The organism is Streptomyces jeddahensis (assembly GCF_001642995.1).
In the GTDB taxonomy this organism is placed as follows: Bacteria; Actinomycetota; Actinomycetes; order Streptomycetales; family Streptomycetaceae; genus Streptomyces; species Streptomyces jeddahensis.
In genome coordinates this window covers 24,690-38,781 of the sequence record NZ_LOHS01000058.1, presented here as the reverse complement: position 1 = coordinate 38,781, position 14,092 = coordinate 24,690, and the positions used below count along the sequence as shown (strand labels likewise).

The 14,092-nt window shown below is 69.2% G+C and carries 12 protein-coding genes; 9 read left to right on the top strand and 3 right to left on the bottom strand.

Translation table 11 applies throughout. The features are described from left to right. Positions 1–151: 151 nt before the first annotated feature. Both nrdR and STSP_RS09535 read left to right on the top strand, forming a co-directional pair. On the top strand, positions 152–706 hold the full coding sequence (gene nrdR, locus STSP_RS09540) for a transcriptional regulator NrdR (RefSeq protein WP_067274723.1): 555 nt from the start codon (positions 152–154) through the stop codon (positions 704–706). A 160-nt stretch (positions 707–866) separates the two neighbouring features. Continuing rightward, positions 867–3,761: a vitamin B12-dependent ribonucleotide reductase gene (locus STSP_RS09535; RefSeq protein WP_067274720.1), complete on the top strand. Its 2,895-nt coding sequence runs from the start codon at positions 867–869 to the stop codon at positions 3,759–3,761. A 68-nt stretch (positions 3,762–3,829) separates the two neighbouring features. Here STSP_RS09535 and STSP_RS09530 read toward each other — a convergent pair whose 3' ends face one another. After that, entirely contained in the window at positions 3,830–4,357 is a 528-nt protein-coding gene (locus tag STSP_RS09530; protein WP_067274717.1) for a TerD family protein, read from the bottom strand. Between the two features lie 182 nt (positions 4,358–4,539). Here STSP_RS09530 and STSP_RS09525 point away from each other — a divergent pair, with 182 nt between their 5' ends. The 4 genes from STSP_RS09525 (at position 4,540) to STSP_RS09510 (ending at position 8,796) form a co-directional block, all read left to right on the top strand. After that, positions 4,540–5,145 (top strand): YdbC family protein, encoded by a 606-nt coding sequence (locus tag STSP_RS09525; RefSeq protein WP_078067020.1) that lies wholly within the window; start codon positions 4,540–4,542, stop codon positions 5,143–5,145. 86 nt (positions 5,146–5,231) lie between these two features. Next, entirely contained in the window at positions 5,232–5,891 is a 660-nt protein-coding gene (locus tag STSP_RS09520; RefSeq protein WP_067274711.1) for a histidine phosphatase family protein, read from the top strand. A 12-nt stretch (positions 5,892–5,903) separates the two neighbouring features. Further along, a complete protein-coding gene (locus STSP_RS09515) occupies positions 5,904–6,812 on the top strand; it encodes an ADP-ribosylglycohydrolase family protein (protein ID WP_067274709.1) in 909 nt (302 codons plus the stop codon). Positions 6,813–7,077: 265 nt separating this feature from the next. After that, positions 7,078–8,796, top strand: a complete 1,719-nt coding sequence (locus tag STSP_RS09510; RefSeq protein ID WP_408646253.1) for a DUF4153 domain-containing protein — start codon at positions 7,078–7,080, stop codon at positions 8,794–8,796. Positions 8,797–8,973: 177 nt separating this feature from the next. Here STSP_RS09510 and STSP_RS09505 read toward each other — a convergent pair whose 3' ends face one another. Further along, a complete protein-coding gene (locus STSP_RS09505) occupies positions 8,974–10,530 on the bottom strand; it encodes an MFS transporter (protein WP_067274706.1) in 1,557 nt (518 codons plus the stop codon). Positions 10,531–10,680: 150 nt separating this feature from the next. On the opposite strand from STSP_RS09505, the gene STSP_RS09500 reads away from it, so the two are divergent. The 3 genes from STSP_RS09500 (at position 10,681) to STSP_RS09490 (ending at position 12,908) form a co-directional block, all read left to right on the top strand. Continuing rightward, a complete protein-coding gene (locus STSP_RS09500; protein WP_067274831.1) occupies positions 10,681–11,316 on the top strand; it encodes a TetR/AcrR family transcriptional regulator in 636 nt (211 codons plus the stop codon). Positions 11,317–11,487: 171 nt separating this feature from the next. Then, positions 11,488–12,189 (top strand): ribonuclease HII, encoded by a 702-nt coding sequence (locus STSP_RS09495; RefSeq protein WP_067274704.1) that lies wholly within the window; start codon positions 11,488–11,490, stop codon positions 12,187–12,189. A 68-nt stretch (positions 12,190–12,257) separates the two neighbouring features. Beyond that, complete coding sequence (locus tag STSP_RS09490) at positions 12,258–12,908, top strand: hypothetical protein (RefSeq protein WP_078067018.1); 651 nt, start codon at positions 12,258–12,260, stop codon at positions 12,906–12,908. Between the two features lie 353 nt (positions 12,909–13,261). Here the strand turns inward: STSP_RS09490 and STSP_RS09485 are convergent, their stop codons facing one another. Next, positions 13,262–13,882, bottom strand: a complete 621-nt coding sequence (locus STSP_RS09485) for a hypothetical protein (protein WP_067274700.1) — start codon at positions 13,880–13,882, stop codon at positions 13,262–13,264. Positions 13,883–14,092 lie beyond the last annotated feature (210 nt).

The following is a 14,092-nucleotide window of genomic DNA, read 5'->3' as shown; positions in this document are numbered from 1 at the left end:
AGATCTAGTGGTTGGATTGCAGTCGTAGCCCAGAAGTTGTGGTCCCCCGGTCCTTCGGACCCTCCGGCATCGCCTATGCTTGGGGCTGCTTCGAGGGGCGTGTGACGCCTTTTGGGGCTATTGAGTCTGCTGTGAAGGAGGGTTGGAAGTCATGCACTGCCCCTTCTGCAGGCACCCCGACAGCCGAGTCGTCGACAGTCGTACGACCGACGACGGCACGTCGATCCGCAGGCGCCGCCAGTGCCCCGACTGCTCCCGGCGGTTCACCACCGTGGAGACCTGCTCGCTGATGGTGATCAAGCGCAGCGGGGTGACGGAGCCCTTCAGCCGTACCAAGGTCATCAACGGCGTGCGCAAGGCATGCCAGGGACGGCCTGTCACCGAGGACGCCCTCGCCCAACTCGGCCAGCGAGTCGAGGAGGCCGTGCGCGCCACCGGCAGCGCCGAGCTGACCACCCATGACGTGGGGCTGGCCATCCTCGGCCCGCTGCAGGAGCTCGACCTTGTCGCCTACCTGCGCTTCGCGTCCGTGTACCGGGCGTTCGACTCGCTCGAGGACTTCGAGGCCGCCATCAAGGAGCTGAGGGAGAACCCGGCACAGCAGCCCGCCGCGGACGAGCGGTGCGCGGGCGCAGGACGCGAAGCACACGACCGCGGGTCCGGAGGGACTGCCGAAGTCCCCGTGCCCGCCGCTGCCGCCGACTGACCTGCAGGCCCGGACCGGGCGGACCGGCCCGGCCGGAGATCGGCGGCGATCAGAGACCTGTTGCGGGCGGCAAGAGCGGCGCCCGCAATACCAGACAGACACCGTGCCACGGGAAGATCGAGGCACTTCAGGGCGTTTTAGCCCGATACAGGGAGGCGGCATGACAGAGACGGCGAGCGGCCCGGCAGCACGAGGTTCCCGCGCCAAGGGAGCCAAGGCGAGCAAGGGGCTGCGCATCGAGCGCATCCACACCACCCCCGGCGTGCATCCGTACGACGAGGTGGTCTGGGAGCGCCGTGACGTCGTCATGACCAACTGGCGCGACGGCTCGGTCAACTTCGAGCAGCGTGGCGTCGAGTTCCCCGACTTCTGGTCGGTGAACGCGGTCAACATCGTCACCAGCAAGTACTTCCGCGGTGCCGTCGGCACCCCGCAGCGTGAGACCAGCCTCAAGCAGCTGATCGACCGCATCGTGAAGACGTACCGGAAGGCCGGTGAGGACTACAAGTACTTCGCCTCGCCCGCCGACGCCGAGATCTTCGAGCACGAGCTGGCGTACGCCCTCCTGCACCAGATCTTCAGCTTCAACAGCCCTGTCTGGTTCAACGTCGGAACCCCGCAGCCGCAGCAGGTTTCCGCGTGCTTCATCCTGTCCGTCGACGACTCCATGGAGTCGATCCTCGACTGGTACAAGGAAGAGGGCATGATCTTCAAGGGCGGCTCCGGTGCCGGCCTGAACCTCTCCCGTATCCGCTCCTCCAAGGAGCTGCTGTCCTCCGGCGGCAACGCCTCCGGCCCGGTGTCCTTCATGCGCGGCGCCGACGCTTCCGCCGGAACGATCAAGTCCGGTGGTGCGACCCGTCGCGCGGCCAAGATGGTCATCCTCGACGTCGACCACCCGGACATCGAGGACTTCATCGAGACCAAGGTCAAGGAAGAGGAGAAGATCCGCGCCTTGCGCGACGCGGGCTTCGACATGGACCTGGGCGGCGAGGACATCACCTCCGTCCAGTACCAGAACGCCAACAACTCGGTCCGTGTGAACGACGAGTTCATGAAGGCCGTCGAGAACGGCGAGAAGTTCGGCCTGCGCGCCCGTATGACCGGCGAGGTCATCGAGGAGGTCGACGCCAAGGCGCTGTTCCGCAAGATGGCCGAGGCCGCCTGGGCGTGCGCCGACCCGGGCATCCAGTACGACGACACCATCAACCACTGGCACACGTGCCCGGAGTCCGGCCGGATCAACGGCTCGAACCCCTGCAGCGAGTACATGCACCTGGACAACACGTCCTGCAACCTCGCCTCGCTGAACCTGATGAAGTTCCTCAAGGACGACGGCAAGGGCAACCAGTCCTTCGACGTCGAGCGCTTCGCCAAGGTCGTCGAGCTCGTCATCACAGCGATGGACATCTCCATCTGCTTCGCTGACTTCCCGACGCAGAAGATCGGCGAGAACACGCGCGCCTTCCGCCAGCTCGGCATCGGCTACGCCAACCTCGGCGCCCTGCTGATGGCGACCGGCCACGCGTACGACTCGGACGGCGGCCGCGCGCTCGCCGGTGCGATCACCTCCCTGATGACCGGCACCTCGTACAAGCGTTCCGCCGAGCTCGCCGCGGTCGTCGGCCCGTACGACGGCTACGCCCGCAACGCGCAGCCGCACCTGCGCGTCATGAAGCAGCACGCCGACGCCAACGACAAGGCCGTCCGCATGGACGACCTGGACACGCCGATCTGGGCCGCCGCCACGGAGGCCTGGCAGGACGTGGTCCGCCTCGGTGAGAAGAACGGCTTCCGTAACTCGCAGGCGTCCGTCATCGCCCCGACCGGCACCATCGGTCTCGCGATGTCCTGCGACACCACCGGTCTCGAGCCCGACCTGGCGCTGGTCAAGTTCAAGAAGCTGGTCGGCGGCGGCTCGATGCAGATCGTCAACGGCACCGTTCCGCAGGCCCTGCGCCGCCTGGGCTACCAGGAGGAGCAGATCGAGGCGATCGTCGCCCACATCGCCGAGCACGGCAATGTGATCGACGCCCCGGGTCTGAAGCACGAGCACTACGAGGTCTTCGACTGCGCCATGGGCGAGCGCTCCATCTCCGCGATGGGTCACGTCCGCATGATGGCGGCCATCCAGCCGTGGATCTCGGGCGCGCTCTCCAAGACGGTGAACCTGCCCGAGTCGGCCACCGTCGAGGACGTCGAAGAGGTCTACTTCGAGGCGTGGAAGATGGGCGTCAAGGCGCTCGCGATCTACCGCGACAACTGCAAGGTCGGCCAGCCCCTCTCCGCCAAGAAGAAGGAGCAGGAGAAGGCCGAGGTCACCGAGAAGGCCGAGGAGACCATCCGGGCCGCGGTCGAGAAGGTCGTCGAGTACCGCCCGGTCCGCAAGCGCCTCCCGAAGGGCCGTCCCGGCATCACCACGTCCTTCACGGTCGGCGGTGCCGAGGGCTACATGACCGCCAACTCCTACCCCGACGACGGTCTCGGCGAGGTCTTCCTGAAGATGTCCAAGCAGGGCTCCACCCTCGCGGGCATGATGGACGCCTTCTCCATCGCCGTCTCGGTCGGTCTGCAGTACGGCGTGCCGCTGGAGACGTACGTCTCGAAGTTCACCAACATGCGCTTCGAGCCGGCCGGCATGACGGACGACCCGGACGTGCGGATGGCGCAGTCGATCGTGGACTACATCTTCCGCCGCCTGGCGCTGGACTTCCTGCCCTTCGAGACCCGCTCCGCGCTCGGCATCCACTCGGCCGAGGAGCGCCAGCGCCACCTCGAGACCGGTTCGTACGAGCCGGCCGATGACGAGGTGGACGTCGAGGGCCTGGCCCAGTCCGCACCGCGGGCGCAGGAGCTGAAGGCCGTGGCCGCCGCGCCCAAGGAGGAGGCGGCCAAGCCCACTCCGAAGCAGGCGCACACCAGCGCCGAACTGGTGGAGATGCAGCTGGGCATCCAGGCCGACGCCCCGCTGTGCTTCTCCTGCGGCACCAAGATGCAGCGCGCCGGCTCGTGCTACATCTGCGAGGGCTGCGGGTCGACCAGCGGCTGCAGCTGATCGAACAGAGCCCGTGAGGGGCGGTGCGGCGAACGGCCGCGCCGCCCCTCACGGCGTTCCCCGAGGGATCAGGAACGGCTGCCCATGACGGTGGCGAAGGACTCCGGGTTCCCGTCGAAGCCGCGCAGGGCCTCATGGAGCTCCCACTCGCCTGAGGCGTCGCGGGTGAACTCGGCGACGGTGGCCGCGGTGGAGTCGGCGACGCGGGCGAAGTCGTCCGCGGCCAACTCCATAGGGCCTTCGGCGATCACCACGCGCGGGTTGGCGATGTCCTGGAAGGTCCTCTCGCCGCTGCGCTGCTGGATGACCACACCGACCACCACGCGCGCGTACCCGGCCGCCAGCCGTTCGAGCTCCAGGACCATCACCTCGTCGGAGCCGAAACCCTGACCGGTCCGGCTGTCCCGGCTGAGCGTGATGGTGCCGTCGGGCGACCGGCTGCCGAAGTGCACGACGTACGACGGCTTTCCATACGGCTCGTCGGCCGTGTACGTCGCGGCGACGATGTCGAGGTCGTGCGGCGGCCGGCCCAGTGGACTCGGATCCCACCGGAGCCGTACGTCGACCTTCTTGAGTCCCTTGTTGAGACTGGCCAAGAGACCTGCCCTCCCCGGATTCGTGCCTGCTTCGGTATGCGTCCGTCTGTTCGGTCTGCTGCCCAGTATGGTTCCTCGGCGGAGAGGGCGCGGTGCCCAACGGCCAGAGAAGTCATGGTTGTTGGAGGGATCCTCCGACCGAGGGAGACCGGCGCCGCGCCGCCTGGCCTTACGATGGCGCGGTGCTGGTCAAGTGGATTCGCTGCACCGTGGTGGACCGCCGCGGTTTTGAACGGGGGCAGCGGAAATGGGCGGGGCTTCCGGGGGAGCCGGGTTTCCGTGGGCAGGGCGGGGGTTGGAGTCGCTTGCGGCCCGGGGTGGCCCATGTGTTCGCCTTCTGGGAGAGCCGGACCTTCTACGACTCGTTCATGGCCCGCTCCCACGACCGGCTCGCCGCAGCGCAGTCGGGCACCTTCAAGGATGCTCAAGTCAAGCTCTTCGACCACCGGTTCGATGTGAAGACCGGCTTCGAACCCCGCTTCACGGACGCCGATGTGGTGCGGGTCGCCCACTGCCGCGTCCATCCGGACCGCGTCGAGAATTTCGCGCTCATGCAGGAGAAGGTGTGGAACCCCGCCATGGCCGGCTCTCCGGGAATGGTGCGGGGGCTGTTCGGCGAGGCACCCGACCACGAGTTCCTGGTGCTGTCGATGTGGCAGTCGGCGGCGGAGCACGGAAAGTACCGGGCTGAACGCGTGGAGCGGCTTGCCCTGCGGGCCCAGACGGACGCGGATGTGGCGGCTCTGGCCGGAGACGTCGTGGAACTGGAGCCCTCGTGGACCGTGTGACCGGTGTTCCGGGGGTGCGTGATGTCACGCAAGCCGGATGGTCCGTACGTGTGCTCGACCGCCGGAGAGCGCTCTAGGGTTTGACCATGGCACGACCACGGCGCATCGTCCTCGTCCGGCACGGGGAGTCGGTGGGCAACGCCGACGACACCGTGTACGAGCGCGAACCGGACCACGCACTCGCGCTCACCGAGACCGGGCGGCGCCAGGCCGAGGAGACCGGGAACAGGCTGCGGGAACTGTTCGGCCGGGAACGCGTCAGCGTGTACGTGTCGCCGTACCGCCGCACCCATGAGACCCTCCACGCCTTCCGGCTGGACCCTGAGCTGGTGCGGATCCGCGAGGAGCCGCGGCTGCGCGAGCAGGACTGGGGCAACTGGCAGGACCGTGACGACATACACCTGCAGCAGGCCTATCGCGATGCCTACGGGCACTTCTTCTACCGCTTCGCCCAGGGCGAGTCGGGCGCGGATGTGTACGACCGGGTGGGGGCGTTCCTGGAGAGCCTGTTTCGCAGCTTCGAGGCGCCGGACCATCCTCCGAACGTGCTGCTGGTCACCCACGGGCTGACCATGCGGCTGTTCTGCATGCGCTGGTTCCACTGGACGGTGGCCGAGTTCGAGTGCCTGTCGAACCCCGGGAACGGCGAGACGCGGATGCTCGTTCTCGGGGAGAACGGCAAGTACACGCTGGACCGGCCGTTCGACCGCTGGCGTGAACCGGAGCCGTACGGGATCACCGGATAAAGTGGCAGCGAGATGACCGCTGACTCCTCTCCCGACGCGCGCCTGGGCCGCGCTCTGGCCAGCCTGCGCGGACTCGCTGTCGGAGACGCGCTGGGCTCGCAGTTCTTCGTGCCCGCGAACTATCCGCTGCTGGGGCGCCGTGAGCTGCCGTCCGGCCCCTGGCAGTGGACGGACGACACCGAGATGGCCTGCTCCGTGGTGGCCGTCCTGGCCGCGCACCAGCGGATCGACCAGGACGCGCTCGCCTGGTCGTTCGCGGAGCACCACGACTTCGACCGCGGCTACGGGCCCGCGGTGAACCGGTTGCTGCGCCAGATCCGCGAGGGCGGCGACTGGCGCGAACTCGCCGCCGCGCTGTTCAAGGGGCAGGGCTCCTGGGGTAACGGCGCCGCGATGCGGGTCGCTCCCCTCGGCGCCTGGTACGCGGACGACCCCGAGCAGGCCACGCACCAGGCGGAGATCTCGGCCTACCCCACCCATCAGCACCGTGAGGCCGTGGTGGGCGCCATGGCGGTCGCCGCCGCGGCAGCGCTGGCGGCGGATCCCTCCGGACCGCCCACGCCCGAGTCGCTGCTCGACGGCGTCATCGCCCTGGTGCCGCGCAGCGCCGTCGGGGCGGGGCTCCGGCGGGCCCGGGACATGCTCGACTACGGCGACACGGCGACGGTCGCCGCGGTGCTGGGCTGCGGGCGCCGTACGTCGGCCCATGACACGGTGCCGTTCGCGCTCTGGTCGGCGGCACGGGGCCTCGGCGACTACGAGAGCGCGTTCTGGAACACCGCCCAGGCGGGCGGTGACGTGGACACGACCTGCGCCATCGTCGGCGGAGTGATCGCTGGCGGCAAGGCGGGGGCACCACCGGCAGAATGGCTGAACCGTACGGAGGAATTGCCGGCCTGGGCGACGGGCGGGACGGCCTGAGGGCGGCTGGCTGCTGAGGCCGGGATTTCTCCGTCGGGCGATGACGCCGTGCCGGCGTGCCGGCGGCGGCCGGATCCGCCCGCCCCTCCAACTGTCACGGTCATGCCACAGAGCTGAGGGCGCCTCTCCTTTCGGTCGCTGTGCGGCTAGCCTGTCCGCCACGCCGCCTGTTGATCATGTCGGGCGTGCGCCGAACGAGACACCGGTCGCCGACTGACGCCGCCACGCGCGCGTGGGCCTTCGCGACCGGTCGGGAGGGGGTCCCGTGTCCGACAGACCGTCCACACCATCCCAGTCGGAGCCGACGCAGGAAGGGCAGCCGGCCGATGAAGCGAAACGAGCGGATGGAGACGCATTCAGCGCCGACGACTCGCACGACGAGGCCGTCGCGAACGAACCGAATGGCGCGAACAAACCGAGCGACCTGAACGAACCGAGTGAAACGAACAACTCCGGTGACGTGACCCGTGCCGACGCCCCGAAGTGGGACGACCCGCTCCCCGGCAGCGGTCCGCGGCTCGAGACCCTGCACGGCGAACCTCCTGCGCGTATCCGTGTAGCGACGCTCTGGTCGGTACTGGCCACCGGCGTAGTCAGCATGCTTCTGCTGGGCGACGGGCTGGCGCTCAACCTGCTGATCGTCGCGATCCCGGCCGCGCTCGGCGCGTTCTTCGCCGCCGGGGCCGCGGGCCGCCGGCCGCGCCCATGGACTCTGCTGTGGGCCGTCGGCGGGCTGGCCCTGCTGCTGGTGCCCGCCCTGCGCGACGCCGGCTGGCCGTCCTTCCTGGCCGTCGTCTCCGCCATGGCGCTGGGCTCGCTCGCGCTGCACGGCTCGCGCACCTGGCCAGGGGTGCTGCTGGGCCCGTTCGGGGTCTTCGCCTCACTCCTCACGGGTCTGTCCTGGGGTTGGCGCGGCCTGCGCGACCGGACAGGCGGCTCCCGGGGCAACCTGGGCTCAGTGGTGCGTGCCGTCGCCGTGACCGCGGGTCTGCTGCTGGTCTTCGGGGCGCTGTTCGCCTCGGCCGACGCCGCCTTCGCGGATGTGCTGGGTGATCTGATGCCCGACGCATCCGTCGCGGACGGGCCCTGGCGCCTGCTGCTTCTCGCCCTCGGTGTGGTCGGCGCGCTGGCGGCCGCCCACACGGCCGCCGCACCCCTTCAGTGGGACCGGATCGAGGTGGCCCCCGGCCGGCCGCGCGGCCGCGTCGAGTGGGCGCTGCCGCTGATCGTGCTCAACGTGCTGTTCGCGGCCTTCAACGCCGTCCAGCTTGCCGTGCTCTTCGGTGGATACGACGCCGTACTGAAGAAGACGGGCCTGACGTACTCCGCGTACGCACGGCAGGGGTTCTGGCAGCTGCTCATCGCCACCCTGCTCACGCTGCTCGTCATCGTGTTCGCACTGCGCTGGGCTCCGCGCAGGGCACCGGGCGATCGAGCGCTGGTGCGTGGCGTGCTGGGAACTCTCTGTGTTCTCACGCTCGTTGTCGTGGCGTCGGCGGTGCGGCGCATGGACATGTACGTGGAGGCGTATGGACTGACGCGGCTGAGGATCTCGGTGGTGGCCGTGGAGCTCTGGCTCGGCCTCGTCATCGTGCTGATCATGGCGGCCGGCGTGTGGGGCGCCCGCTGGCTGCCGCGTGTCGTCGCGGCGAGCGCCGCGGCGGGTGTGCTCGCCTTCGGGCTGCTGTCTCCCGACGGCCTGATCGCGGAGCAGAACGTCCAGCGCTATGAGGACACCGGCAAGTTCGACCTCCAGTATGCGCGAGAGCTGTCCGCCGACGCCGTACCGGCCCTCGACCGGCTCGAGGAACCGCTGCGCTCCTGCGCGCTGCAGGACATCGCCAAGGACCTCAGGGACGACGACGGCCCCTGGTACGCGACCAGCTGGGGCGAGGCACGCGCCCAGCGGATACTCGATGACCAGCCGCTGACCGATGACGGGGAGACCTGTTACAAGGTGCGACAGGACCTCATGTACCGCTGAGGAACGGGCTGTAGAGGCGCCGGCCGCTCAGGGTTCGCCTTAGTCGTTGTAGCGCCGGGGAGTCGCTGTACCTCAGAGGAGTCCGCAGGTGCCGGACCGGTCCCGCCGTCATGGCCGGCCCGGCACCACGTTCCAGGGTCCTCGTTCGAGTGGGGAGCTGCCTCAAGACCGCCTCGGTCAGCCTCCCGAGGGCCCCGCCGCCCCGGCCGTGCCGGACAGCGCTTCCAGGTCGCTCTTGCGTACCCGGATCACCAGCGTCGCCGTGAGCAGCGCCAGTACGGCCATCGCGACGGCCGGGATGAAGGCGGTCGAGATGCCGTGGGCGAGCACTTCGTGGCCCCACGGCGCGGGCAGCTGACCGGAATTGGCGAATGCGGCCTTCTGTTCCGCCGAGCCGTTCGCCATGAAGTCCGGGAGCTGGGCCTTCGCCTCGTCCCTGCTCGCCGTACCGAACACCGTGGTCAGGATGGACAGACCCAGCGAACCGCCCACCTGCTGGGTCGCGTTGAGCAGTCCGGATGCCGCGCCCGCCTCGTGTTGGGCGACGCCGGAGACCGCGGTGAGCGTCAGCGTGACGAAGTTCAGCCCCATGCCGAAACCGAAGATCAGCATCGGGCCGAGCACTCCGCCGATATAGGCGCTGTCAGGGCTGATGAACGTCAGCCAGCCGAGCCCGAGCACGACGAGCGCCGAGCCGGTCATCATGAACGGCTTGGGGCCGAGCACGGGTAGCAGGCGCTGCGACAGGCCCGCGCCCGTCACGATGGCGACCGTGATGGGCAGGAAGGCGAGACCCGCTTGGATCGGCGTGTACCCCAGCACGTTCTGCACGAAGAGCACGATGAAGAAGAACATGCCGAACATCGCCGCAGCGAGACTCAGCATGATCACATACGTGCCGGAACGGTTGCGGTCCGCGAACATCTTCAGCGGGGTGATCGGTTCCCTGGCGCGGCTCTCGATGACGCCGAAGGCCAGGAGCAGCACCACCGCAGCCCCGAAAGACCCCAGCGTGAGGCTGTCGCGCCAGCCCTCCTCGGCGGCCCGGATGAACCCGTACACGAGGGAGGCCATGCCGACTGTCGACGTCAGCGCGCCCGCGATGTCGAAGCGCCCCGGATGGCGCTCGGACTCGTTGATGTACATCGGGGTCAGGACGGCGATCAGCACACCGATGGGCACGTTGACGAAGAGCACCCAGCGCCAGTCGAGCCACTCGGTGAGCATGCCGCCCGCGAGCAGTCCGATGGCGCCGCCGCCCGCGGAGACCGCTGCGAAGACGCCGAACGCGCGATTCCGCTCCGGTCCCTCGGGGAACGTCGTGGTGATCAGGGCCAGCGAGGTGGGCGAGGCGATGGCGCCACCCGCGCCCTGCAGGGCGCGCGCGGCCAGCAGCTGCCAGGGTTCCTGCGCGAATCCGCCGAGCAGGGAGGCGACGGTGAAGAGAAGGATGCCGGTCATGAAGACCCGGCGCCGGCCGAGGATGTCGCCCGCACGGCCGCCGAGGAGCAGCAGCCCGCCGAAGGTGAGCGTGTACGCGCTGACGACCCAGGTGAGATCGGTCGTCGAGAACTCGAGCGCATTCTGGATGTGCGGGAGCGCGATGTTCACAATCGTCGCGTCGAGTACCACCATGAGTTGGCAGGCCGCGATGACGGTCAGGGCTATGCCGGGGCGCCCCTCCCGGCGAGCCGCCCCTGGCTTCTGGTCGTGGACTAACTGAGAGGTTGTCATGGGTCCCCCCACAAGAATGTCAGTGAACGGTCGCGTTCACTGTCGCGTCAACGGTAGTGAGTCCCCGACAGTGAACGCAACCGTTCACTGAAGATGCTGCCCAGGCGCTGCTTGCGTAGGCTCCTGCACCCGCACATCGGAGAGATGGACATGGTTACTTCGCGCTGGACGGCCGCTCCCGCTCAGGCGGCCTCCCCGGCGACCCCCCTGCGTCGGCGTGGGCCCGTGCTGGAGCGGGCGATCCTCGATGCCGCCCTGGAGCAGCTCAGTACGGTCGGCTGGAGCGGCCTGACGATGGAGGGTGTCGCCGCGGCCGCGCAGACCGGAAAGGCGGCCGTCTATCGCCGCTGGCCGTCCAAGGAGGACCTGGTCGCGGACGCCCTCCAAGCGGCGCTGTCGACGTTGGGTGCTGTGCCGGACCACGGAAGCGTCCGCGAGGACCTGCTGGAACTGTGCCTTCAGTTGCGCGAGGCGATGTACTCGCCGCCCGGATTTGCTCTGCGTTCGATCATTCACGAGTGTGATGGAGTCGCCGCCGAGCGGTTTCACGGCCTGATCCTGGAAGGTGTCGTGCAGCCGACGGCCGGCCTCATCAAAGAGGTGCTGTGCCGTGGAATCGAGAGGGGGGAGGTCCGCTCCGGAGCAGCCGACGACTACGTGTGCGATGCCATCCCGGCGATGATGATGTACCGCTCCAAGATGTGCGGAAGCGAATGGGAAGAGCGTGACATCGAAGAGATGATCGACCGGCTGATGATGCCGCTGCTGCGCCCGGACGGAGGGTGACGCGGCTCGGCGCTCGTCGGTCGGTTGTGGGACGGGTGTGCACACGAAGGTGAGCGGGCCCCTTCCTCGCGTGCCGCCGCGGAAGCCGCGTGGTGTGCCTGCACCCGGGCCGTTCCGTTTCCCTGACCTGGGTGTTGCGCGGCCATCCGGGCGGCGTACGCTTTGTGCGCCATGCCCTACGAACCACCCACCCACCGTGTCGAGCGCTCCCTGAGAGCCACCACCGGAGCGAAGATCGTCGCCGGTGTCGACGAAGTCGGGCGCGGTGCATGGGCCGGGCCGGTGACCGTCTGTGCGGCGGTCACCGGGCTGCGTCGCCCACCCGAAGGGCTGACCGACTCCAAGCTGCTCGCTCCCAAACGGCGCGCCGAGCTCGCCGCTGAGCTGGTCTCGTGGGTCACGGCCCATGCTCTCGGTCACGCCTCCCCGGAGGAGATCGACGATCTGGGGATGACGGCGGCGCTGCGGCTCGCGGCAGGACGTGCCCTCGAGGCGCTGCCAGTCCGGCCCGACGCGGTCATTCTCGACGGGAAGCACGACTATCTGGGCGCTCCCTGGCGGGTCCGCACGGTGATCAAGGGCGACCAGTCCTGCGTGGCCGTCGCTGCCGCATCCGTGATCGCCAAAGTTCGGCGCGACAAAATGATGGCCGAACTGGGTGTCGACCATGCAGACTTCGACTTTGCGGCCAATGTCGGTTATCCGTCCCCGGTGCACCGCGCTGCGCTGGAGGAATGGGGCCCCACCCCCTACCACCGGCTTTCGTGGGCGTATCTTGATGCGTTGCCCCGGTGGCGACACCTCAAGAAGGCCCGCACCTGGGCGGAAGGAAGCGTTCCAGAGATCGAGGGGCAGCTCGGCTTCGATTTCTGACGATTCCGTTCGCACTCATGTGCCACCCGCCGACGCGAGCCGCAACGGCGTTTGATAAACATCAGCCCATGCCTCTCATTCCCGAGGAGCCTCAGATTCACGAGAGTGCCCAGGGTCCCCGCGCCTCTTCGGCCAGCAGCCGTACCGCGCCGACCCCCCGCCCCGTACCCGGCCCGCGCCCCGCGGCTGCGCCGCGCCCAGGTCGCCCGGGCCCTGTCCGGCCGATGCCGCCCGCGCAACGCTCGTCACGCGACTCGTCGGCCGCCAAGCCGGGGCCGTCAGCCCCGTCGCCGTCGCCATCTTCTCCCTCCGTTCCTGCGCCTTCCACGACGCCGCAGATCCAGCTGATCCCGGCCTCGGCCGAGGGCGCGCTGGACGCTGCGGAGGAAGCCGTCGACCTGCTGCTGGAGTCGGGCCGTACGCCCGGGGACATCCTCGTGATCACCACGGGTGATCCGCATCCGTGGGCCGCCCACGAGCTGTCCTTCGGCGAGGCCGCGTACTGGGCCCAGCACGACGCCGGTGACGACGTCTTCTACGCCGACGCCTTGGCCGCCGGTCGGGTCGCGTCGCGCCCGGTCGTCATCGTCGCCGTCAACGGCGGTTCCGACGAGGACGCGGCAGTTGCCCTGCCGCTGGCGCATGGCCGGGCCGGCGCCCTGCTCATCGTGTGCGGTGACCCACAGCGGATCAACTCGGTTCTGGGCGCCGCGGTCTGACGAGTCCGGCCCCGACGCCTGACCGCAGCCGCGGCGGGCAGCCCGTGCGGGATGTCCATGCGCGGTGACTCGATGGCGCGGCCTCCGTCCGGCTTCGGCGTTGGATGGCTGGTCGCAGCGAAGGGGCGATGCGGCAAGCGCGCCGGGCGGGCGTGCAGTGAGCGAGCCGACTGGCGGGCTGTGGCGCGCGGGAATCGGCGGTTCCCCCACAGGCCGCCGCCTCCGTCGCCGTTGCCTCCGGGCCTGTTGCCCCTTGCGGGCCTATGGCCCCCTGGGTGACGACGACGGCGATGCTCCCTGCCGGTCAGAGGTGCGGTGGCACCGTGCCCCTCGGCGTGGTGCGTGGTGCCGCCTCAGCGTGCTGCTGCCCGGCGGAGTACATCGGACGCCGCGCCACCGGTGCGCCGTGCCGGCGGCTCCTCGGCGAACGTCGTCGGCGCCGAGGTGGTGTTGGGCCGACGGCCGCCACGACCCTCGCCCAGTACCTGCCAGCCTTCACGCGTCAACGTGATGTACGCCCCGCACCGCAGCCCGTGCAGCGTGCACGCGTCGCGCAGCCCCCACATCCAGGCCCCGTCCTCCTCCGTCCAACGGGCATCGCCCTCACGGCAGTAGAGCAGCACGGCGGTACGGACAGGTGTGCGCAAGCGGAGATCATGTGGAATGACGCGGCGCAGTTGTGAGAGCAGCGCATTGCGAAACACCCAGCCGTCCGTTGCGGATGCGCTCCGGCTGAAGGAGGCGCTCGCCCTGAGCCGTTCATCGGGGTCCAGCACGGCCACCACCGCGGTCGCGGGCGTCAGTCGGTGCCGGGCATGCAGACCATTGACGACTTCCCGTGGATTGCGCAACAGCGGTATGCCTGCCGATGCCCATTCGGCGGGCTCCAGCATCCGGGCAAGTCGGCTGGCGGAGTCGACGGCCATCGCGGCAGACGCCGCAGCGGGACTGGACGGAGCGAATCCGAAGGTCACGATCCTCCCTTCGGCTACGCCCACACGGGGCGGGGGTGGGGGTCGGGCTTGGGGGAGCGCACCGCGGAAAGCCCCTTCAGAGCAGAGAGGGCTGTGCGGGAGCGATTCCAATTCTTCCCGGCGTAGTGCCTTGCGGCAACGAGCAATTGAGACCGCTGATCGAAATGTGCTGATTCGCTTCTTATATCCCTGGCCAGGGCTGCGAAACGC

What these genes read in the sequence shown, in the direction of transcription:
- nrdR (WP_067274723.1), top strand. Translation starts at nt 152, where the DNA reads ATGCACTGCCCCTTCTGCAGGCACCCCGACAGCCGAGTCGTCGACAGT.
- STSP_RS09535 (WP_067274720.1), top strand. Translation starts at nt 867, where the DNA reads ATGACAGAGACGGCGAGCGGCCCGGCAGCACGAGGTTCCCGCGCCAAG.
- STSP_RS09520 (WP_067274711.1), top strand. Translation starts at nt 5,232, where the DNA reads ATGGCACGACCACGGCGCATCGTCCTCGTCCGGCACGGGGAGTCGGTG.
- STSP_RS09515 (WP_067274709.1), top strand. Translation starts at nt 5,904, where the DNA reads ATGACCGCTGACTCCTCTCCCGACGCGCGCCTGGGCCGCGCTCTGGCC.
- STSP_RS09505 (WP_067274706.1), bottom strand. Translation starts at nt 10,530, where the DNA reads ATGACAACCTCTCAGTTAGTCCACGACCAGAAGCCAGGGGCGGCTCGC.
- STSP_RS09500 (WP_067274831.1), top strand. Translation starts at nt 10,681, where the DNA reads ATGGTTACTTCGCGCTGGACGGCCGCTCCCGCTCAGGCGGCCTCCCCG.
- STSP_RS09495 (WP_067274704.1), top strand. Translation starts at nt 11,488, where the DNA reads ATGCCCTACGAACCACCCACCCACCGTGTCGAGCGCTCCCTGAGAGCC.
- STSP_RS09490 (WP_078067018.1), top strand. Translation starts at nt 12,258, where the DNA reads ATGCCTCTCATTCCCGAGGAGCCTCAGATTCACGAGAGTGCCCAGGGT.